The organism is Nodosilinea sp. LEGE 07298, assembly GCF_015207265.1.
GTDB lineage: Bacteria > Cyanobacteriota > Cyanobacteriia > Phormidesmidales > Phormidesmidaceae > Nodosilinea.
Window position 1 is genome coordinate 1 of sequence record NZ_JADEXE010000109.1, and the last position, 19,454, is coordinate 19,454.

Below are 19,454 nucleotides of genomic sequence, written 5' to 3' on the forward strand. Positions count from 1 at the left end.
TTTCGTCCTCTCCCAGAGGTCCCAAAAAACCTGCTAAAAAGGAGCCGTTTAATCCGAAGCATCCCCATGTTGCCACCGCTCGGCTCCTCAAGCAAAAGGAGAACAAACGTTCACCTTAACAGGGGTAGTTCAAGACACCCATACCCAGTTTGGCAATCGCATTCTGTTTGCTGCGAGGTAATTCAGGAGAGAAATGAACTTTTTTAGTCTGCAAAACCCCAAGCGGCAGAGTCACTACAACATAGTCGGCGATGAACTCAGCTTTTTGGGTGATCACCCGAATGGGCGATCGCTGCCATTGAATTTCTTTCACCACCTGACCTAGTTCAATCTGTAATCCTTGCGCTAGAAACTCTGGGATAACTTTAAATCCTTGAGCGAACAAAACATCATCACCATCAAATGTTTTGGCACTGTCATACCAGTGTACGGAGAGCTGTTCCACGCTTCCCGAATACTCCTGTTCGATCGCACCGCTGAGAATAAAATTGATAAATCGGTAGGTTTCCGAGGACTCGTTAAACCGATCTATTAACGGCTTAATCACCTGTCGAATTGAAGCATCATTATCCCTGCCCTGTGCTTTTTTTAAAGCCGTGAACACTTGCTCCCTCAAATCCTCCATGCGAACTTCTTCTGCTTTGGAAAGGGGCTTTCCTGATGTGTTATATGTTGCTGAATTCTCGTAACTAGTCGTGAAGCGTTTGGCGTTAATTTGTTCTGCCAAATCTGTCAATGGATTACCCTGCGGTCCATGTATCCATGTTGCCCCAAAATCTAAAGGCATATCAGCCCACTGAGTACTCGTCCAAATACGACCACCAATCCGCTCACGGGCTTCGACAACAATAACTTCATGTCCCCATCTGTTTAATTCTTGAGCAGCAGCTAGACCAGATAACCCAGCACCAATTACCAAGATACGCTTCTTATTTGAGGTTGCTGTATATCCTTGCGATTCTTCCCGGCAGGCACTATTGGCAGACACCATCAGCGTTAAACCAAATATTTTCAGAAAATCTCGCCTATGCATCACCTAACCGCCCCGTCTACTTAATGACCCAGTGATAGTTAGTGGGTTTCTGTCGCGCGTTCTTGCCCTACGGTTGACGCGAAGCTTTTGTACCAGTAGCTCTTCCATTAAGCCGTTCAACCAGAGCGGTGATTGTACAGAACTCGAAACTCTTTGTCCATTTCAACTCAGATAGGTAAGATCGAGATAACGGCCCGACCGAGGGATTAAGTCGCCCAACTAGCTCCCCCTGATAAACGCTCTCTGCAAAAACCGTAGACTTGACAGGATCTGCTCAACCCGCTGCTCTGAAAGCATACCAATGCACTCACCTAAGTGAGACTTATCCACCGAGGAAATCTGCGATGCGATCACAACGCTTTGCCGTTCTAGCCCGCCTTCGCCTGGTTCGAGAAGAACTGTGCCGGGCTCCGAAGCACGCCTCAGGTTCGATGTAATACCGCACATCACGACGGTGCTGATTCTGGAGGCGTTGAAGAGGTCGTCTTGGACGACGACGTGCGGGTGACGGATTGGCAGAATAGACCGATGAGACTCGTCCGGCGCAATCCAGTAAAGCTGCCCACGGCAGATAAGCCCAGGCCGAACTAAATTCTCTTTATTTGCTTCACTATCCATCATTTTTACAACTCATACATGGCCTAATGGTCGCGTTCCCGGACGCAAATAACTTTTGCAACTCAACCAGTCCATTCTGGATCGTTCCAGTGCAACTCGGTTGTTATGCGGTGCGTAAACTTTAACCTAAGTACCCCAACCCCACGACGCGACTGACGTTGCCCAAGGAACGGGGTCCCTGCCGTTACCGCCTAGATCTGGAGCCAACGACAAAGGGACCCGGTCCCTAAATCCTGAGAAAGTGCGTCACATGCTCCACGACAGCCTAAGGTTGGTGGCACAGTCACATCAGAGGATCGCGCGTTGACCCTGCAAGGGTCGGGCTTTGCCCATCGCGTCTTCCCACCTATGGATGGTCATTTTGACCAAAACCATACTCATGTAGCAAGCCACCTTAAAAGACCGAGTCTCTGCTGCTGTCTCCCAACCCTGAGCGAGCAGCAGAGGCTTGGTTCCTATGGGTTTAGCTCAGGCTAATAGGCGAGTTACCGCTGCACTGTATTCCTGATAAGACTTGATACCGGTTAGGGTCTCTAGCTGTTCGCCATGCTTAAAGAACATTACCGCCGGTATCCCTTTCAGCCCAAACCGCTTAGTAATCTGCCGATTGGCATCAAAGTCTATCTTCCTAACCGCGACAGAACCGCCGTAGGCCTCAGCCAGTTTATCGATCGACGGCGTCACTTGTTTGCAGGAGCCACACCAAGAGGCCATGCAATCGACTACCAGCAGTGGTTCACTGGCTAAAAGCGCATCGAGTTCAGCTTCATCGTGAATCAACTTAGCCGCACCTGTGTCTTGTTGGCCGAGCTGAGCCAGGGCGCTAGCCACCTCCGCAAACGACAGGCTGGCATTGATGGTGGCGAGCTTCGACTGCTGCTGATAGTACTCAATCAGAGGCTCTAACGATTGCTGAAAGCGCTCTAAACGGTCTCGGATGACAGAAATCGGCGGCTTTTCGCTGGTTTCATTTAAGATTCGGATGATCAAAAACTCCGACGGCGCTTTGAGGTAGGCCACCATCGCCGGAGGCTGCCCCACCGCCGACCACCACTCATCAAACGCCTCAGCCTGAACCAGCGTGCGTGGAAAACCCTCTAAAACCCAACCTTTGAGCATGGTGTCGGGCTGCTCAAACCGCTTTCGGATCAGCCTTATCACCAGTGCATCGGGCACCAGTTCGTCGGCTTCTACAAAGGGGCGAATTTCTGTGCCAATGGCGGTCTCTTGAGCGATCGCCTCCCGCAAAAGCTCTGCCATAGAAACATGGGGCACCTGCCAGCGCTCAGCTAGCGCAGCGGCCTGAGCCCGCACCCCTACACCAGGATGACCTAAAAGGATGAATTGTTTAGTTTCCATAGAATGGCAATATTCCACTCTAGTGCTTCAATAGATTACTCCAAAATCTGGAGCTGCCGCTGGCTTCAAAGCAATGAAGCGACCGCAGGCATGAAGCAACAGCTGCGCACATTCTGCTGCTGTTTGCCCAATTTTTCTATTCAAACAAGCGACTGTGAAGCGCCCTGCCCGAAGTGGGTAACCCTAGTCAGACGCCTGACCGTCGCGTCGCCCCAGCTCGTAGACACCGCACCCCATCGCAGAGATAACGCCCAGGCTCACTGCCCAGCTGCCTCCTAACGAGAGGGTCAAACCGTAGTGGGCCAGCCCGCCCACCAGCAAGAACGGCACGATGCTGAGAAGAGATGCCGCTGGAGACCCGGCCCCAAGCCACCCCTCAAAGGTATCAATCAGGCGATCGGCCAGGGGTGAAAAGCCCAGGTAAAATGCGATCGCCCACAGAGCGGTACCGGCAATGGTAGCGGTGTCGAAGGTAACGGGCAGAGGCGACAAAGAAATTACCGAAATAAAGCCAGTAGATAGACAGACAGCGCAGTTAAACCGTCGCGATCCTAGAGCGGGTCGCGATCGGGGCGGTAGTCGCGCGGCGGCGGGCCGGGGTCAAGGCGGTAGCGATCGTTGTACTCGCTGCGGCTCTTGGGGGGGCGACGACGGCGCACGCGATCGTCGCCGGGCCGAGGGCCACTGCCATAGTAAGGCGGGCCGTCAGGGCCATCTACGGGAGGACGATCATTCAAACGGCGATCGTCCACTGGGGGGCGATCGCCCATGGGGGGGCGATCGATCGGGCCATCGTTAGGGCGCATCGGACGACCGTCGCCATAGACATCGGCATTATAGGGAGGGCGACCACCTGGCTCGCCGCGCCCTTCCAGCATGGGTCGGGGTCGGCTGTAGGGGTCGGCGGGGCCGTAGTCGCGGCGATCTAGCTCAGCGCGCAGATTGGTGCGGTTGTCGGGCGCGTAGGGCTGTGGACGGCCGCCGCCACGGCTAGGTGGTCGATAGCCACCGCCGTAGTCACCCCCGTCACCAGGGCCAGAGCGCAAGGTCACGGGGGTTCTAGAGTTGATGTTTTGAATCATCAGCGACACCAGCATGCCCACCATCAGCATCTGCTGAAATGAGGGGATGATGTCCATCGTCAGGTTGCCGAGCAAGAACACCCCTGACAGCAAAAACAAAATGGCATAGACCTTGTCCGAGTCGCGCTCGTAACCGGGCTTGAGCCGATCTAAAAAGAACAGCGCCACGCCGCAAATCACCATAAAGATGCCCAGCAGCAGGGGGACGGGGGTACCAAAATTCACGGCAAATTCCTCTTAAGACGCCTCTGCCAACCGAACACGTTAATTCTAGCCGACTTAACGAAAAAATCGGGAACGCCTACAGGGTTCCCGACTACAAAGCCTGCAAGTTGTGCCCCTCGACATAGCTTCTGAGAGGCACAGGCTCGGACTACTGACGCTGAATCTTGTCGCGCTGGCTCACAAAGAACAGAAAAGCGGAAGCAGGTACAACGATAATTACGGCCCCAGCCAGAAGGCTGAGCAAGAAGTTAGCTAAAGACGGTGTCATATGCCCTTGTCCTGATAATGATTTAGACAAATTGTTACTGATCATTATTGATCAAGTTACGCTCCCTGCCCATAGCTCTAGACGGGCGATCGCAAGTTATTTGCCCCAATCCCCTCAGCTCGGCCCAGCCTAGCGCAGGTCAGCACCAAGAATAGGCCGAGTAAGGCTTTAGAATTGTAGATAATTGCAACGGCGAATTTTTGGAGGGTTAACCGTGGCCGCTACACAAGTGCTGACGATTGGCGTGGGCCTGCTACTGGGGCTGATGACCCTGCTGTTTATCTTTCGCATTGTGCTTACCTGGTATCCCCAAGCCAACCTCTCCAAGCTGCCCTTTGCCCTGGTAGCCTGGCCGACCGAACCATTGCTGGTCCCTATGCGGAAGCTGGTGCCCCCGATTGGCGGCGTCGACATTGCCCCGGTGATCTGGGTGGGCATCGTCACCCTACTGCGGGAGATTTTGGTGGGGCAGCAGGGGCTGCTGCGAATGCTGGGCTAACGCTCTGCGTCACTCCAGGGTGAGCAGATGTCGAGCAGGCAGCCGTTGGGGTCAACGGTAAGAAAACGGCGCTGACCGTAAAACTCATTCTTTGGTTTTTGCACGATGTTCAAATGCATAGCCTTGGCCTGCTCGTAGACCGCATCAACATCGTCTACGACGAAGGTGATGTACATGCCAGTAGGCGCAGAACGGTACTGCTCTGGAACCAGTTCGTGGTCGCGCTGAATAATGCCAAACTCGAACTCAGCATTGGTCGGGCACCGCAGCTGCACGTACCAGTCGCTGTCGTAGTTGACCTCAAACCCCAGCAGAGCAATATAAAACTCTCGACTCTCGGCCAGCCGATCTGAGCAGATATTGGTCAAAACACGACTAAAACCCATGGTGTGCAATGATGCGATCGGGTCTGACAACAATATCTAAAACCTGAACCGCCAGATCTGCGGCGATCGTCGCTCGACGCCTCCAGGCCAGCACAGCCTATACTAGGCTACTTAATGGCCATCATTTCGGCGACAAAATTGGTGTAGACATCACCGCTGAGGAAGTTGGCGTTTTCGAGCACCTTTTGGTGAAAGCCGATGGTGGTGGGTAGCCCGGTGATGGCGCACTCTCGCAAGGCGCGGCGCATGCGGCTAATGGCGGTAGGACGGTCTGGCCCCCACACAATCAGCTTGCCCACCAGCGAGTCGTAGTAGGGCGGAATTTCGTAGTCGGTGTAGACGTGGGAATCCATCCGGACGCCCATGCCGCCGGGGGCCAGATAGCCGCTGATGCGACCGGGGTTGGGACGAAAGTTGTGGTCGGGGTCTTCGGCGTTGATGCGGCACTCGATCGCATGGCCGCGAATTTGAATATCTGACTGGGTAAAGGGCAGCTTTTCGCCTTGGGCAATGGTGAGCTGAGCGGCGATTAGGTCGATGCCGGTGATCATTTCGGTGACCGGGTGCTCGACCTGAATGCGGGTATTCATTTCCATGAAGTAGAAGTTGCCCTGGCTGTCGACTAGAAACTCGACAGTGCCCGCCCCCACATAGTTAATCGATTTAGCCGCCAGCACCGCTGCCGAACCCATTTTTTCGCGCTGCTCGGCGGTGAGGCGAGGGCTGGGCGCTTCTTCGAGCAGCTTTTGGTGCCGCCGCTGAATGGAGCAGTCGCGCTCGCCCAGGTGCACCACGTTGCCGTGGCTATCGGCCAAGATCTGAAACTCAATATGGCGGGGGCGATCGATAAACTTTTCCATGTAAACGCCAGCGTTGCCAAAGGCAGCTTGAGCCTCACCCTGGGCCGCCATAAAGGCTTTGACGAGATCGACCTCGCTGTTGACCAGGCGCATGCCGCGCCCGCCCCCCCCCGCAGTAGCTTTGATCATGACCGGATAGCCAATTTCGCTAGCCACCTTATAGGCCTCGGTCTCGTCGGTGAGCAGACCGCCGCTGCCCGGCACCGTAGGCACGCCCACCTTTTGCATCGTGTCTTTCGCGGTCGACTTGTCGCCCATTCTGCGAATCGAGTCAGGGGAGGGGCCGACAAAGACAATTTGGTGGTCGGCACAGATTTCGGCAAAGCGGGCGTTTTCAGCCAAAAAACCATAGCCGGGGTGAATGGCACTGGCGTTGCGGGTCAGGGCGGCGGCAATAATGTTGGGAATGTTGAGGTAGCTTTTTTGGCTGGGCGCTTCGCCAATACAAACCGCCTCATCGGCCAGCTGCACATGCAGGGCGTGGCGATCGACCGTGGAGTGAACTGCAACGGTGGCTATGCCCATTTCTTCACAGGTCCGGAGAATGCGTAGCGCAATTTCTCCCCGGTTGGCAATCAAAATCTTGGAAAAGCGCATGTACGTAGGGCAAATAGCAAGAGACTATTGAGTTTTGGCGTTAGCAGCCTAGCCAAGCAATCCCAGCCCACTACTGCAACCAACCATAACCAGCATCATACGATGACGACGGTCGCTGATTCTATCATGGTGTTGGCACAGCGCTAGCGCGACAAAAATTGCTAAAGATGTGCCCTTACAAGGGGACCGTTATGGTTTACTCTTATATATCTGAGCTAGTGCTTGGGCGACGACTTCCCTCAGTGCGCCCGCTTGGTACAGCTCAGAAAATCACCAGCGGATGTGGTGGAATTGGTAGACACGCACGCTTGAGGGGCGTGTGGCTTACGCTGTGCGAGTTCGAGTCTCGCCATCCGCATTTCAAATAGTGCTGTACTTGGTTAGAGCTGGGTCAGCCTCACCCACAACAGGTGTCCTGAAAATAGCCGTTCCCTGAGCGAAGTCGAAGGGAACGGCTATGGTTGTTTTTATTGTTGAGTGTGCCGCGCTACGGTATGGCCATTTCTCTAAAGAGCGGAAACTCTCATTTCTGCTCCTCAAAGAATTAGCATGGCTTATCCCACTTTTTGCTCGACCCCAAATCCAACCAGCACCAGGGTATCCATTACCGCTCCCTCGGCGGGGCGCTGATAGTTGAGAATGCGGCGAATACGCATGTTGGGGTTGACCAGCAGGATTGAATCGATAGATACAACTCGCGTGTAGTGGGTAGTCATGAGCAGCTCGCGGTTGCTCTGGTCGTAGGTAAAACTAGAAATAATCGGGCGATCTTCTTCGTAGGCGCGATCGCGCAGATAATCGCCGCTCAGCACCGTTCCCTCCTGCTGCTTGGGCACAAACAGCGCCCGCAGCTCTTGAGAGACTTCTTCGCCCTTGTCAGACAGGGTGCGGAAGGCCAGCTGGAAACCCGGCAGCTGGTCAATATTTTCGACGGGGTCGTAGCCGTTGTCGGCTAGCACCTTACGCCGCAGTTCGGGAGTAATGGCCTCGACGCGAAAATCGGTATGCGATCGCTCGATCTCCTGGTGAGTGAGGTAGTGGTAGGTGCGCTCGATCGACCACTGACCCATGCAGCAGTCAAAAAAGTAGGTGATGTCGGCCAAATCCATAGTGTTAGCCCCAGAGCTGCTCGGCAATTTATACGGTACCAGGGTTGCGAGTGGGCTAACCAAGACCTGAGGCTGATATTCAGCGATCGCTCGCCTTAAGTATTAATGCTTACAGAACTCGCCAGCAGACATCGTAGGATAAGCGGCAGCCTGAGCCCGCAGGTGAGCTAAATGACCCTGATGAGTGATTGCCGAACCCATCTTCACCTCCTATGATATAGAAACCCAAGGTTAAGAAAATTAACGAATCCAGTTTTTGGATTGACTTTCATTGCCTTATACCCGTTGCCTGGACGAGTGACTATGCCTTTCTCCGCTGATACCGCCCGTATTTTAGCTGAGCCTCTGGTTCAGGCTTTCTTTCGCGACACCGCCGGAGACTGGCGATCGGAGCGTCGCTACTACACGCTCAAAAGTGGCGAAACTCAGGAAGTGGTCAGTCAGATCACGATCGCATTTTTAGAGGCTGGCGTACCCCAGCTAGTGGAGCTTGCTGAGATGCATCAGCTAGACCCCACCAAGCCCCTGATCTGTGGCACCACCGTCACCTGGGAGAGCGACTACGTGGGCACCGGCAAAAAGCCGGTGAAGGGCAGCACTATTTTTGGGGTACGGGGCACGACCCTGTACCGCGATCGCGGCTTTGCTACCCCCAAGCCCGTCACCGCCCAGTACCACTTTAACGACAACCGCACCCTAGTGCTCAAAACTCAGTACAACGACTCCAGCTTTGAAGAAGAGCTGCGGCTGATCGGCCAGCGCTACCGCACCCGCCAAACCATCATCTCCCGTGCCGGAGAAGAGATCATGATTGGTCAATACTTAGAAACTCGGGTTTAGGGAAACTCAGGAACCGGGTTTCTTGGCCAGCAGCCAAAGTTTGGAGCGAGCTAAAGAAGAAACCCAGTTTTTAGAATCAGGGTTTTCGTTACAAAACCACTAAGACTACCGCAATGCTTCGACTACGGTGGGGCTGACTAGGCCCCAGTGGGGGTTGCCTTCACCTGTGGTCAGGCTGACCCAGCCCAAACCTTCGCTGGTGCCGGCCCAGATTTTGTTGCCGGTATTGGGCGAAAGCGCCAGAATTTGCCCTGAGGGCAGCGAGGGTACTTGGCCTAGCAGCTCACCGCTGTCGGGCTTGAGCTTAAATAGACCGCTGGTGGTACCCACCCAGACATTGCCAGCCCGGTCAAACTCAACGGATTGCACGCTGCGGCCCCGCATGGTGCCGACCGATCGCACCAGTTCGGCCCGCACCGGGTCTACGACCAGCAGACTACTGGCCGTGCCGACCCAGAGGTTGCCGCGAGGGCCAAGGGTGAGCGACTGCACTGCGCCGCCCGGCAGCCTGCCGACCTCGCGGATAGGGAAGGCGCTAGCGGTGTTGATCTGTACCAGTCCGTCGAGGGTGCCGACCCAGAGGTTGTTGTTGCCGTCGAGGGCCAGGGCATTGGCGCTAACCCCAGGTAGATCCCGCACGGTGGTCATTAGCAGGCCGCGATCGGGGCTGATCATGACTAGGCCGCGATCGGTCCCGGCCCAAAGGAAGCCGCGACTGTCGATCAAGAGCGACAGCACCCGATTTGAGGGCAGCTGAAAATTTTGGGCCGTAATCACGTTGGTACGTGGGTCGACCCGCACCAACCCGTCAAAGGTGCCAACCCAAATTCGCCCCACCCGATCTTGGGCCAGGGCTTCAAGGGTGCGGCTGGGCATTCTGACCCGCTGCAGCACTCGCCCCGTTTCAGGATTGATGCGAGAGAGGCCCGCCCAGGAACCAACCCAGAGGTCGCCGGTAAAGTCGGGCTGTAGCGCGGTGACCCGATAGTCATTGGCGATCGGAGCCTGGGCCAGGATGGATGCCGCCGGGATACTGGAGTAGGAGCCGGGGTGAGGGTTAGCTGGCGGGTAGAGCCTCCCCGATGACAGCGTTAGCGACGATAGGACCAGCAGGCTTAACATAATCTCTCCCCACGGTTTGCGGTGACGTGCAACAGCCCCCAATAGATTGCCCTTAAAGGCTTTAGAGCGCTTTAGAGCACCTCAAGCGTTACAGTATATCGACAATTCTGGGGGTTGGAGTCCTCAGACGAAATTCGTTAACCAGCATCCCTTGGGTGCAATCTACGCCCGTCTTTAAAGAACTTGAGAAACCCACACCTTGGTTCACCTACATTCATAACTTAAGGTTATGAATGTATACAGATCTTCCAAAATTAAACTTATCCAATCGCTGATAGTATGCTAACCATAAGGTAATGAAGGATACCTAAAGCGCTTGCAAAGTAGCCGTTTTGGGGCTGCTGTGGGAGTTGCTTTGGTATTTTCTATCGTCTCGAATTGGCGTGGACTGACCGGGGCTTGGGCTAAACCTTAGGCTTCCTTAAGTTAAGGAGGCTTGTTTGTGTGCGGCTGGGCTACAGGGGTTCGCTTGAGGGATTTCTTAGATTCACAGGAAAGGGAGATATGTCTTACTCTCAGACAACGACTCAATCAAAAGCTGGATACAGCGCCGGGGTTAAGGACTACAAACTGACCTATTACACTCCGGACTACACACCTAAAGATACGGACATCCTGGCGGCGTTCCGGATGACCCCCCAGCCCGGCGTGCCTCCTGAGGAATGCGCTGCTGCTGTGGCCGCAGAATCGTCTACGGGTACCTGGACCACGGTGTGGACCGACCTGCTGACCGACATGGATCGGTACAAGGGTCGCTGCTACGACATTGAGCCCGTGCCCGGCGAAGATAACCAGTACATCTGCTACGTGGCCTACCCCCTCGACCTGTTTGAGGAAGGCTCGGTCACCAACCTGCTGACCTCCCTAGTGGGCAACGTGTTTGGTTTTAAGGCCCTGCGCGCCCTGCGTCTAGAAGACCTGCGCATTCCGGTGGCCTACCTCAAGACCTTCCAAGGTCCTCCCCACGGTATTCAAGTAGAGCGCGATCGCCTCAACAAGTACGGTCGTCCGCTGCTGGGCTGCACCATTAAGCCCAAGCTAGGTCTGTCGGCGAAGAACTATGGCCGCGCCGTGTACGAGTGCCTGCGCGGTGGTCTCGACTTCACCAAAGACGACGAGAACATTAACTCTCAGCCCTTCCAGCGCTGGCGCGATCGCTTCCTGTTTGTAGCCGACGCCATCCACAAGTCCCAGGCTGAAACCGGTGAGATCAAAGGTCACTACCTGAACGTCACCGCCGCCACCTGCGAAGAGATGATCAAGCGGGCCGAGTACGCCAAAGAACTCGAAATGCCCATCGTCATGCACGACTTCTTGACTGGTGGCTTTACCGCTAACACTAGCCTGGCTCACTGGTGTCGCGATAACGGTGTGCTGCTGCACATTCACCGCGCTATGCACGCCGTAATCGACCGTCAGAAGAACCACGGCATCCACTTCCGTGTGCTGGCCAAGTGTCTGCGCATGTCCGGCGGTGACCACATCCACACCGGTACCGTTGTGGGCAAGCTAGAGGGCGATCGCGCCGGTACTCTGGGCTTCGTTGACCTGCTGCGCGAAAACTACATCGAGCAAGACAAGTCTCGCGGTATCTACTTCACCCAAGACTGGGCTTCCATGGGCGGCGTTATGGCTGTGGCCTCCGGTGGTATCCACGTGTGGCACATGCCCGCGCTGGTGGAAATCTTCGGCGACGACTCTGTACTGCAGTTTGGTGGTGGTACGCTGGGTCACCCCTGGGGTAACGCACCTGGTGCTACCGCTAACCGCGTGGCCCTCGAAGCTTGCGTTCAGGCCCGTAACGAAGGCCGTGACCTGGCCCGTGAAGGTGGCGACATCATCCGCGAAGCCTGCAAGTGGTCGCCCGAACTGGCTGCCGCCTGCGAACTGTGGAAGGAAATCAAGTTCGAGTTCGACACCGTGGACACCATCTAAGATGGCCAGTGGGTACTGCGGTACCCGCTTTGGGGCGGCTGAGGGCGCGTTGGTTAATCCACCGATCTGCAGGTTCTTAAAATCGTTGAGAATGCTGTACAAGTTACCGAATCTTCCAACCGTTCGGGCTTAGATCAGGGCTACCAACCGCCCTCTGGCGGGGTCTACGTCAATCGTTCGAGAGACACCGATGGACCTTAAGCAAACGGCTAAAGACACCGCTAAAGTGCTCACTAGCTACTTGACCTTTCAGGCTGTGAAAACCGTACTGAACCAGCTCAAGGAAACCAACCCTGCCCGCGCCTATTGGCTCAATGCGTTCTCAACTAAAGAAGCGCTTCAGGATGGCGAAGTCTACCTGAGCGACCTGCTAGCAGAAAGCGCAGACCTGGCGATTCGAGTGATGACCGTGCGGCAGCACATTGCAGAGGGTATCTGCGAATTTTTGCCCGAAATGGTGGTCACCAGTATTCAGCAAGCCAATATGGAGCACCGCCGCCAGCATTTAGAGCGCATTACTCAGCTCACAGACGCTGAATACGCTCTGGAACCTGATTCCTCTGAGGATGCAGATGTATCCAAAGAATCCATTGCTGACGCCGAAAATGCCGCCGAGTAGGTCATCTATTTAACTCAGTCTGATCACTTATTTCGTTCACGGCTTCAGCCGATCGCACCCTAGTTAACCTAGCGAGAAACCATGAAAACACTGCCAAAAGAGCGTCGCTTTGAAACGCTGTCTTACTTGCCCCCCCTGACCGATGCTCAAATCGAGCGTCAGATCGCCTACATTCTCAAACAAGGCTATTTCCCCGCCATTGAGTTCAACGAGACCTCAGATCCTGAGGCCTACTACTGGACTATGTGGAAACTGCCCCTGTTTAACGCTAACTCTACCCAGGAAGTGCTGAGCGAAGTACAAGCCTGCCGCTCTGAGTACTCGAACTGCTACATCCGTGTGGTGGGTTTCGACAACGTCAAGCAGTGCCAGATCGCTAGCTTCATCGTGCACAAGCCCGGTGCTACCAGCAGCGGCTACCGCTACTAAAGTCTACCTATCATGGGTTAGATAACGAGCCAAAGGGCGGCGAGGATATCCTCGCCGCCCTTTGTGTTTTAGAGTTTTGCTGAGTCAAATTAGGCCTTTAGCCCAGCTAGCACCATAGCGATCGCCGATTCGGTAAAGCGATCAATCGCCTCTGGCGTAAACCATTCAAACTCAGGCTGCACGTTACGCATATTGGCCTGGGCATTGAAATAGAATGTGCAAATTCCCATCGTGTGGTTGACCGCTAACCAGGGGTCTACCGGACGAAAGACGCCTGCCTGAATGCCGCGCTCTACCACCGCGATCACGCGATTGATTGGGTTAACCCAGCCGGTCAGCTTAAAGTATTGGCCCTGGTTCTGCATCGCTTCGTGCAGCAGCACACGACCGTAATGGGGATGGCTAATTTCGTGGGCGATCGCCACCTTGATCACCGTTTTTAGCGCTTCCTCAGGCGGCATAGTCTCTAACTCTAGGTTGCCAAAGGCATTGACGAAATCTTCGGCGGGCCGCTGGATGACAGCTTTGTAGAGTTCTTCTTTGCTGCCAAAGTGGTAGTAGATCATGGCCTTGGTAACGCCAGTTTTGGCCGCGATCGCCTCGGTTTTAGCCCCGCTAAATTTTATCTATGATTCCCGTAGCTACTGCCCTGCTGTAAAAATCTGATCGGTCGTTAACCGCAAATTGGGAAACCCTGGCGAGATGATGGTATCTCCCCGCCGAAAAAGCTGGGTTTCATAGACCCCCTCGGCCCAGCGGCAAACGGTAATCGTGGGTTGTTTGGGGTTGCCGATGTAGCGTCGCCCACCCAAGCCTAGGTAATCCACAATCCAGTATTCGGGAATGCTCATAGCTTCGTAGTCTTCAAACTTGCGAGCATAGTCATCGGGCCAGTTAGTGGAGACCACTTCCACCAAAAGCTTAACAGAGCTGGCTAGAGTAATCACCGATTCTCGCTTCCACAGCGGTTCTTGCGCTAGCGCAGCACTATCGACCAGCAACACATCCGGTTTGTAACCGCTCTCACAACCCAATGGCTGAACCAACACTGTATTGGGAATAAAATAGTCAAGGTTCTCTTGGTCAATCAGCACATTGAGCTTACGGTTTAGTAACCCCACGACCTGCTCATGTGCCCCAGTTGGCTGCATTTCAACTACTACCCCATCGTGCAGCTCGTAGCGTCCAGATTCTGGCAGCCAGGTCAAAAACTCCTGCAGGCTCATGTATGGCTGAGATAGCGCCTGAACCATTGGTTTGCCCCCTAGGTATGGTTAGAGGATGGGTGAGATCGCAAAAACGTCAGAGCATTTCCTGTTTAGCGATCGCCTTGCCCTTAACCTGATTCTACCGCCTGACCTCTGGGCTAGCGGGCTCTACAGGTAGATAGGATCTGCTGGTCTAGCTCCGAGAGAGTGGCGATCGCATACATGCCCTCCAGCTGTGCTGGTGCGCCCCCGCCGCTAGTGCTGGCCACAGCTGCCTCTCCCACCAGAGCGACCGAGTAGGGCGATTCGCTCTGGTCATAGGCGTCGGTAATGACTAAATCGAGAGCGCCATTTGCCACAGTGCCGCGCACACAGTCGAAGGAAGAAGAAGGCTGATACACCGCTCCGCTCAAGCGGCCTTCCCTAGCCTCAAACACAAAATAAACTGCCCCAATGGTATCGGCCACGGGCGACTCGCCGTAGAGGTAGGTGCCGTCGGGCAAACCAGGGGTGCTGCCCGCTGCGCTACTAGCCATGGCCGAAAGCCCAATCACAGCGGCAGCGGCAGTGGCTAAGCGGTACAGGTTAGTCTGAATGCGATTTCCCCAGGTCAGGGTTGCGGTCTGAGTAGAGCAGAGGGGGGAAGAAGCCATAACGAGGGGGTTTCACGCGACATAAGTAATATCCCTCAATGGGCCGATGCGCGTGGTGATAGCCCCCCCGGTCGAGGGTGATGTTGGTAAGGTAGGTGTGTGATCTAGATCAGGCTTGCCGCCCATGCTTAGGCCCTTGAACAACAAGCCTCTTCCCTACTGGTTGCAGTGGTGGAGCGTGGGGCTGCTGGGCCTGGCTCTGACCGGATGCTCCCCCAGCCAGAGCGATCGCAGTGTCCTTAGACCCATGACACCAGCTCTGGCCTTGCCGACCCTGGCCCAGGCTGCTCCAGCAGATTTAGCTCTTAGTCCAGCGGTGCCTCGTCCGGCCCCTGTCACCGTGTGGGAGCACTTGCAGCAGGCCGATGAGCAGCTTTATGTAGTGCTGCTGCGCCATGCGATCGCTCCCGGTACGGGCGACCCGGCTAGCTTTCGGCTAGACGACTGTGCTACCCAGCGCAATTTGTCGGCGGCGGGGCGATCGCAGGCGCAGCAGATTGGGGCCGCTTTTCGGCAACGGGATATTTCTGTAGTGCAGGTGCTCTCCAGCCAGTGGTGTCGCTGCCTGGAGACCGCTGAACTGATGGCTTTAGGCCCAGTGGAACCCTATCCGCCACTGAATTCGTTTTTTCGCGATCGCAGTACTGCTACGCAACAAACTAGCCAGGTGCAGGCGTATGTGCGCAACCAGCCCAACCGAGGCGTATTGGTAATGGTGACGCACCAGGTCAATATCACCGCGCTAACTGGCATCTTGCCTGGGTCTGGGCAGGCGGTGGTGGTGGCGCTGAATGATGAGGGGGAGTTGGCGCAGGTGGGGCTGCTGGATGCAGGGCAATAAAAAAGGAAGGAGAGCTAGGCTCCTTCCCAAGTTAAAAGGTTTAGGGGTTTAGATCAAAGCTAATTTTAGGCTTCTTCAAGGCGAGCGTAGAAGACGCCCTGTACCTTGATGTCTACAGGCTGGGCGGTACCCATGTCGGTATCAGAGGGCTGCTCAGCCTCAAAGGTACCGCCAATCTCGCCCGTGTTACCGTCAATCTTAGATACCCGCAAAGAAATATGGCCTTGACCGATATCAAAGGCTTTCATATTCTCTTTGGCATACTCTTCGCTGTCGCCGCTGGCGGGCAATGCCACCGCCGTATCGTAGCCGGTAGCCAGACCACGACCCTTGGGATCCAGGAAGTTAGAGGTGCGGTAGGAGGGCACTTTATAATCGCCCTCGAAGTCGGTGGAGGTGGTCAGAGCATTTTGACCAGGCTGCGACTGAGCGGCCAGCCCCTTAACTGTGAACAGAAAAGGCTCTTGCTGACCACCGGGAAGCTGCACGGTAATCGCCTGGAAATCCATGCCGCCGGTTTCAGAGAACAGCAGACTGCCGTCAGACTGCAGGGTGAGATCGCCGCGCACCTGGTCTAGGCTGGAGGTGTAGCGGGTCAGCACCTTGCCAGGAATGTAGGTGGCATCTTGGCGCTTAGAGGCTTCTTCCTTAACGAAGTAGGCCGTGGGCTCGATACACATGCCTACCAGCTGATAGGTTTTACCGTCTTCTAGGGCTAAGCTGCCCCGGGTCATTTCAGAAAGCTGTGGGCACTTGTTAGCCAGGCCCGTATTGCGGATTTCGTCGTAGGTCAGGGGCACACTACTACTGGCACTGGGCGCTTCGCTACAGGCTGTCAGTACACTCAGGCAGATGGCCAAGAATGCAACTAAGAGGGCGCGATACCTCATGGTCTACCTCAAAAATTAGTATGTAAAAGGCGCTGTCAAACTACTCAAATAATGCGACAGCCGTTGGCTCTGGGCTTATGGCGCTGGCCAGAATAGCCCTGGCGCGATCGCCCCTGGGGGCTGGTCTAACTCCTTTGAGGAGGTTGCGCCAATGACCATTGCGAGCGGCGGGAGAGTAATCTGCTCCTAGAGCCCAGCAACAATGCTGGGCCTGCCCTCAGCCGAGTAAAGCCTCAAGTAAGCATTCTACATGGCTCTGGGCCTCTTTCCTAAGATTTGAAACCCCTAACCTAGACAAGCCTAAAATTGGCGGGTCTGGGGCATAAATCTTAGGCGGAGTGAGCTTTATCAAAAACTGACGTGGCTTTTACGGCCAGGCAGCTAACATTAGGCTATTTAACAGATATTTGGCCTAGCCCCATGACCGACTACCCGCATGGCGATCGCCGTGAAAGTCTGCCAGAAGACCTTAAAGCCTTGTCACAATCGATCGATCGGGCTGCTCTGGCCCGCCGAGGGCAAAGCATAAACCTTTTGGCGCTGCTGCGGTTGCTAGAGCAGCAGCATCGAGACATTCGCGAAACGCTCTTTCGCGATGCCCTACCCGACAATCGCCAACACCTCTATGCTTTGCTTAGAGACATTGAGGTCAGCGGCGGCTGGCCCTACATTCAGCGCATGAAGCTAAAAGCCCTGCTGGCCAACGTGCCTGACCTAGATCTCGACAATCTTTTCCCCACCACCATGCCGACTATCGAAGAAGACCTGTTTCCGGGGGAAGAAAAGTAGAGCGTTTTTTCGTCTCAAACGTTACCCTAAACGTCGATACGCAAGGCCCCCATTACCTATGGTCAGCTGTCCTTCTCCAACTCGGTTTCGTGATTCACTCCAGCGGCTGACAAAACCCTTACTTTTGCAGGGGTTGGCCCTGGCCTCTGGGTTGGTGGGGTTAGGGATAATTCCCCTAGTGGGCACGGGTCAGGCTCTAGCCCTCAATGCTTACTGTCAGGTCACCCAGGCCGATGCCCTGGCCAAAGAAAATCTGCGCAAAGCCGCTCTCACCGGAGATACCGCTGCCACAGAGCAGTATCAGGCCCTGGTTCGCCAGCATACCGAGGCGTTGAGCCAGTGTCGCAGCCGCACCTGGCCCCAGCGCCAGGCCGTGTGGTTGCGGCTGTACCCCTGCGACCTACAGCCGGGCATTTTAGATGCATTATTCGATCGCGTGGTCAACCTGGGCTACAACGAAGTCTACGTCGAAGTCTTTTACGGCGGCCAGGTGCTGCTGCCTCAGGCCGATAACCCCACGGTGTGGCCCTCGGTGGTGCAAACCCCCGGCTACGAGCGCCGCGATCTGTTTGCCGAAGCCCTGGAGAAGGGTCGCCAGCGAAGCCTCAAGGTCGATGCCTGGGTGTTTGCCCTCAACTTTGGCTATTCCTATGGGTTAAGGGCCGATCGCGAGCAGGTACTGGCCCTCAATGGTCGTGGCCAGACCACCTACACCTATGCCAAGTCCGGGGCCTCTAGCAACCCCGACGAGGTCTTTGTCGATCCGTACAATACACAGGCCCAGGACGACTACAGCCGGATGCTAGGGGCGGTGCTGCGACGACAGCCCGATGGCGTACTGTTTGACTACGTGCGCTACCCCCGTGGGGTTGGCCCCAACTCGGTGGTCGACAGCGTCGACGACCTGTGGATCTACGGCCAGGCCTCGCGGGATGCGCTGCTGCGCCGGGCGGCTAATCAGCAGGGTCAGGAGCTGATCCGCCGCTACATTAGCCGGGGGCACCTGCTCGATCGCGATATTCAAGACGTGCGCGACCTCTACCCCAACGAGGCAGAACCCCTGTGGCAAAGCCGCACGCCTTCGCCATCTCTGCAACCCGGCCAGGCACCACCCACACCGGCTAGCCTAAGGCCCCGACTACAGGCCGAACTATGGCAGTTGAGCGTAGCCCACGCGGTGCAGGGCGTCGTTGATTTTGTCAAGCTGGCTGGGGAGCAGGCCCAGCGTACCGGCATTCAGCCTGGGGCGGTGTTTTTCCCGGAGGGTAACCAAACGGTGGGTACCGGCGGCTACGACTCGCGCCTGCAGTATTGGGAGCGCTTTCCCACCTGGATGACCTGGCACCCAATGGCCTACGCGGTGTGCGGCCACACGGGCTGCATTTTAGATGGCGTGCGTCGGGTGCAGACAATGATACCGGGCGGCACGTCTCCCACCATTACCCCAGCGCTGGCCGGGATTTGGGGCCAGGCCACCTACAACCGTCCGGCGCTCGAAACCCAAATGGAGGCCCTGCGCCGGGCGACTCCAGAGATTACGTCGGTGAGCCACTTTGCCTATTCATGGCAAGACCCCGAGTTTGACCGGGTGAGAAAGTTCTGTTCTCTCTAGAAGCCCTCCCAGGGACAGATTGCCCCATTGAAGCCGAGGCTGAGCAAATGGCGGAAACCCTTGATGTTCTGTATTCTTGAGGTTTCTACTTGACGCCTTGGCCTGGTTCTATGGAAGCGACTCAGCCGCCGTCGGGGCCGGTGACTCTGGTGATCTCAGAGGTAGTTGACCCGAGCAACGTACCTGCCTACGAGGCGTGGACGAAGGGAATCAACCGCGATGCTCGTACCTTCGATGGTTTTTTGGGGGTTGATGTTATTCGCCCCCGCGACCATGACCACCCCGAGTACGTGGTAATCGTGAAGTTTGAAACCTACGAACGCCTGCGCTGCTGGCTGATATCACCCACCTACCGCGACTGGATGGATAAATCTTACGGGTTGATTGCGGCCCGATCGCAGCAGCAGCTGCCCAGCGGTCTAGAGCTGTGGTTTACGCTGCCCAGAGCCAGAACTGAGATGCGATCGCCCCTGCCCAGCC

At 55.7% G+C, this 19,454-nt stretch carries 23 protein-coding genes and 1 tRNA gene; 10 read left to right on the top strand and 14 right to left on the bottom strand.

Annotation, left to right across the window (positions count from 1 at the left end):
- Positions 1-115: 115 nt before the first annotated feature.
- The 6 genes from IQ273_RS15870 to psbX all read right to left on the bottom strand — a co-directional run bounded on the left by IQ273_RS15870 (position 116) and on the right by psbX (position 4,585).
- On the bottom strand, positions 116-991 hold the full coding sequence (locus tag IQ273_RS15870; protein ID WP_228053142.1) for an FAD-dependent oxidoreductase: 876 nt from the start codon (positions 989-991) through the stop codon (positions 116-118).
- A gap of 261 nt (positions 992-1,252) precedes the next feature.
- Complete coding sequence (locus tag IQ273_RS35810) at positions 1,253-1,654, bottom strand: type II toxin-antitoxin system PemK/MazF family toxin (protein WP_397197926.1); 402 nt, start codon at positions 1,652-1,654, stop codon at positions 1,253-1,255.
- A 465-nt stretch (positions 1,655-2,119) separates the two neighbouring features.
- The gene (locus tag IQ273_RS15880) at positions 2,120-3,010 is read right to left on the bottom strand and encodes a nucleoside monophosphate kinase (RefSeq protein WP_194024151.1); all 891 of its coding nucleotides are present in this window, start codon (positions 3,008-3,010) and stop codon (positions 2,120-2,122) included.
- Between the two features lie 183 nt (positions 3,011-3,193).
- Entirely contained in the window at positions 3,194-3,493 is a 300-nt protein-coding gene (locus IQ273_RS15885; RefSeq protein WP_194024167.1) for a hypothetical protein, read from the bottom strand.
- A 68-nt stretch (positions 3,494-3,561) separates the two neighbouring features.
- Positions 3,562-4,317, bottom strand: coding sequence for a Ycf66 family protein (locus IQ273_RS15890; protein ID WP_313898142.1), 756 nt, complete (start codon positions 4,315-4,317; stop codon positions 3,562-3,564).
- Between the two features lie 148 nt (positions 4,318-4,465).
- On the bottom strand, positions 4,466-4,585 hold the full coding sequence (gene psbX, locus IQ273_RS15895) for a photosystem II reaction center X protein (protein WP_194024152.1): 120 nt from the start codon (positions 4,583-4,585) through the stop codon (positions 4,466-4,468).
- Between the two features lie 214 nt (positions 4,586-4,799).
- On the opposite strand from psbX, the gene IQ273_RS15900 reads away from it, so the two are divergent.
- The gene (locus IQ273_RS15900; RefSeq protein ID WP_313898143.1) at positions 4,800-5,084 is read left to right on the top strand and encodes a YggT family protein; all 285 of its coding nucleotides are present in this window, start codon (positions 4,800-4,802) and stop codon (positions 5,082-5,084) included.
- On the opposite strand, the gene IQ273_RS15905 is transcribed toward IQ273_RS15900, so the two are convergent.
- Both IQ273_RS15905 and accC read right to left on the bottom strand, forming a co-directional pair.
- Complete coding sequence (locus IQ273_RS15905) at positions 5,081-5,470, bottom strand: VOC family protein (RefSeq protein ID WP_194024153.1); 390 nt, start codon at positions 5,468-5,470, stop codon at positions 5,081-5,083. The two genes, IQ273_RS15900 and IQ273_RS15905, sit on opposite strands and share 4 nt — an antisense overlap.
- Before the next feature lie 107 nt (positions 5,471-5,577).
- On the bottom strand, positions 5,578-6,927 hold the full coding sequence (gene accC, locus IQ273_RS15910) for an acetyl-CoA carboxylase biotin carboxylase subunit (RefSeq protein ID WP_194024154.1): 1,350 nt from the start codon (positions 6,925-6,927) through the stop codon (positions 5,578-5,580).
- A 276-nt stretch (positions 6,928-7,203) separates the two neighbouring features.
- On the opposite strand from accC, the gene IQ273_RS15915 reads away from it, so the two are divergent.
- Positions 7,204-7,285 (top strand) — tRNA-Leu (locus IQ273_RS15915).
- A gap of 196 nt (positions 7,286-7,481) precedes the next feature.
- Here the strand turns inward: IQ273_RS15915 and IQ273_RS15920 are convergent.
- Complete coding sequence (locus IQ273_RS15920; RefSeq protein ID WP_194024155.1) at positions 7,482-8,036, bottom strand: phycobiliprotein lyase; 555 nt, start codon at positions 8,034-8,036, stop codon at positions 7,482-7,484.
- 303 nt (positions 8,037-8,339) lie between these two features.
- On the opposite strand from IQ273_RS15920, the gene IQ273_RS15925 reads away from it, so the two are divergent.
- Positions 8,340-8,876, top strand: a complete 537-nt coding sequence (locus tag IQ273_RS15925) for a phycobiliprotein lyase (RefSeq protein WP_194024156.1) — start codon at positions 8,340-8,342, stop codon at positions 8,874-8,876.
- A 105-nt stretch (positions 8,877-8,981) separates the two neighbouring features.
- Here the strand turns inward: IQ273_RS15925 and IQ273_RS15930 are convergent, their stop codons facing one another.
- A complete protein-coding gene (locus IQ273_RS15930; protein WP_228053150.1) occupies positions 8,982-9,998 on the bottom strand; it encodes a two-component regulator propeller domain-containing protein in 1,017 nt (338 codons plus the stop codon).
- Positions 9,999-10,502: 504 nt separating this feature from the next.
- Between IQ273_RS15930 and IQ273_RS15935 the strand changes: the two genes are divergently transcribed.
- The 3 genes from IQ273_RS15935 to IQ273_RS15945 all read left to right on the top strand — a co-directional run bounded on the left by IQ273_RS15935 (position 10,503) and on the right by IQ273_RS15945 (position 12,981).
- On the top strand, positions 10,503-11,933 hold the full coding sequence (locus tag IQ273_RS15935; protein WP_194024157.1) for a form I ribulose bisphosphate carboxylase large subunit: 1,431 nt from the start codon (positions 10,503-10,505) through the stop codon (positions 11,931-11,933).
- A gap of 190 nt (positions 11,934-12,123) precedes the next feature.
- Positions 12,124-12,552: a RuBisCO chaperone RbcX gene (rcbX, locus tag IQ273_RS15940; protein WP_194024158.1), complete on the top strand. Its 429-nt coding sequence runs from the start codon at positions 12,124-12,126 to the stop codon at positions 12,550-12,552.
- Between the two features lie 81 nt (positions 12,553-12,633).
- Positions 12,634-12,981: a ribulose bisphosphate carboxylase small subunit gene (locus IQ273_RS15945; protein WP_194024159.1), complete on the top strand. Its 348-nt coding sequence runs from the start codon at positions 12,634-12,636 to the stop codon at positions 12,979-12,981.
- A gap of 89 nt (positions 12,982-13,070) precedes the next feature.
- Here the strand turns inward: IQ273_RS15945 and IQ273_RS15950 are convergent, their stop codons facing one another.
- The 3 genes from IQ273_RS15950 to IQ273_RS15960 all read right to left on the bottom strand — a co-directional run bounded on the left by IQ273_RS15950 (position 13,071) and on the right by IQ273_RS15960 (position 14,842).
- Complete coding sequence (locus IQ273_RS15950) at positions 13,071-13,607, bottom strand: TetR/AcrR family transcriptional regulator (protein WP_313898144.1); 537 nt, start codon at positions 13,605-13,607, stop codon at positions 13,071-13,073.
- 15 nt (positions 13,608-13,622) lie between these two features.
- The gene (locus tag IQ273_RS15955) at positions 13,623-14,234 is read right to left on the bottom strand and encodes a Uma2 family endonuclease (RefSeq protein ID WP_194024160.1); all 612 of its coding nucleotides are present in this window, start codon (positions 14,232-14,234) and stop codon (positions 13,623-13,625) included.
- Positions 14,235-14,347: 113 nt separating this feature from the next.
- Entirely contained in the window at positions 14,348-14,842 is a 495-nt protein-coding gene (locus IQ273_RS15960; RefSeq protein WP_194024161.1) for a hypothetical protein, read from the bottom strand.
- 124 nt (positions 14,843-14,966) lie between these two features.
- On the opposite strand from IQ273_RS15960, the gene IQ273_RS15965 reads away from it, so the two are divergent.
- Positions 14,967-15,683: a histidine phosphatase family protein gene (locus tag IQ273_RS15965; RefSeq protein WP_228053152.1), complete on the top strand. Its 717-nt coding sequence runs from the start codon at positions 14,967-14,969 to the stop codon at positions 15,681-15,683.
- A 65-nt stretch (positions 15,684-15,748) separates the two neighbouring features.
- Here IQ273_RS15965 and IQ273_RS15970 read toward each other — a convergent pair whose 3' ends face one another.
- Positions 15,749-16,573 carry a photosystem II manganese-stabilizing polypeptide gene (locus tag IQ273_RS15970; RefSeq protein ID WP_194024162.1) on the bottom strand — a complete coding sequence of 275 codons (825 nt, stop codon included), beginning with the start codon at positions 16,571-16,573 and terminating at the stop codon, positions 15,749-15,751.
- A 420-nt stretch (positions 16,574-16,993) separates the two neighbouring features.
- Here IQ273_RS15970 and IQ273_RS15975 point away from each other — a divergent pair, with 420 nt between their 5' ends.
- The 3 genes from IQ273_RS15975 to IQ273_RS15985 form a co-directional block, all read left to right on the top strand.
- A complete protein-coding gene (locus IQ273_RS15975; RefSeq protein WP_194024163.1) occupies positions 16,994-17,362 on the top strand; it encodes a hypothetical protein in 369 nt (122 codons plus the stop codon).
- A gap of 58 nt (positions 17,363-17,420) precedes the next feature.
- Positions 17,421-18,974 (top strand): hypothetical protein, encoded by a 1,554-nt coding sequence (locus IQ273_RS15980; protein WP_194024164.1) that lies wholly within the window; start codon positions 17,421-17,423, stop codon positions 18,972-18,974.
- Positions 18,975-19,084: 110 nt separating this feature from the next.
- On the top strand, positions 19,085-19,454 hold a 370-nt coding region (locus IQ273_RS15985), incomplete at its 3' end, for an antibiotic biosynthesis monooxygenase (RefSeq protein ID WP_194024165.1).

Coding starts and splice junctions, on each gene's coding strand:
- IQ273_RS15945 (WP_194024159.1), top strand. CDS start 12,634: ATGAAAACACTGCCAAAAGAGCGTCGCTTTGAAACGCTGTCTTACTTG.
- IQ273_RS15955 (WP_194024160.1), bottom strand. CDS start 14,234: ATGGTTCAGGCGCTATCTCAGCCATACATGAGCCTGCAGGAGTTTTTG.
- IQ273_RS15960 (WP_194024161.1), bottom strand. CDS start 14,842: ATGGCTTCTTCCCCCCTCTGCTCTACTCAGACCGCAACCCTGACCTGG.
- IQ273_RS15980 (WP_194024164.1), top strand. CDS start 17,421: ATGGTCAGCTGTCCTTCTCCAACTCGGTTTCGTGATTCACTCCAGCGG.
- IQ273_RS15975 (WP_194024163.1), top strand. CDS start 16,994: ATGACCGACTACCCGCATGGCGATCGCCGTGAAAGTCTGCCAGAAGAC.
- accC (WP_194024154.1), bottom strand. CDS start 6,927: ATGCGCTTTTCCAAGATTTTGATTGCCAACCGGGGAGAAATTGCGCTA.
- IQ273_RS15970 (WP_194024162.1), bottom strand. CDS start 16,573: ATGAGGTATCGCGCCCTCTTAGTTGCATTCTTGGCCATCTGCCTGAGT.
- IQ273_RS35810 (WP_397197926.1), bottom strand. CDS start 1,654: ATGATGGATAGTGAAGCAAATAAAGAGAATTTAGTTCGGCCTGGGCTT.
- IQ273_RS15935 (WP_194024157.1), top strand. CDS start 10,503: ATGTCTTACTCTCAGACAACGACTCAATCAAAAGCTGGATACAGCGCC.
- IQ273_RS15925 (WP_194024156.1), top strand. CDS start 8,340: ATGCCTTTCTCCGCTGATACCGCCCGTATTTTAGCTGAGCCTCTGGTT.
- IQ273_RS15930 (WP_228053150.1), bottom strand. CDS start 9,998: ATGTTAAGCCTGCTGGTCCTATCGTCGCTAACGCTGTCATCGGGGAGG.
- IQ273_RS15880 (WP_194024151.1), bottom strand. CDS start 3,010: ATGGAAACTAAACAATTCATCCTTTTAGGTCATCCTGGTGTAGGGGTG.
- rcbX (WP_194024158.1), top strand. CDS start 12,124: ATGGACCTTAAGCAAACGGCTAAAGACACCGCTAAAGTGCTCACTAGC.
- IQ273_RS15920 (WP_194024155.1), bottom strand. CDS start 8,036: ATGGATTTGGCCGACATCACCTACTTTTTTGACTGCTGCATGGGTCAG.
- IQ273_RS15965 (WP_228053152.1), top strand. CDS start 14,967: ATGCTTAGGCCCTTGAACAACAAGCCTCTTCCCTACTGGTTGCAGTGG.
- IQ273_RS15870 (WP_228053142.1), bottom strand. CDS start 991: ATGGTGTCTGCCAATAGTGCCTGCCGGGAAGAATCGCAAGGATATACA.
- IQ273_RS15905 (WP_194024153.1), bottom strand. CDS start 5,470: ATGGGTTTTAGTCGTGTTTTGACCAATATCTGCTCAGATCGGCTGGCC.
- psbX (WP_194024152.1), bottom strand. CDS start 4,585: ATGACACCGTCTTTAGCTAACTTCTTGCTCAGCCTTCTGGCTGGGGCC.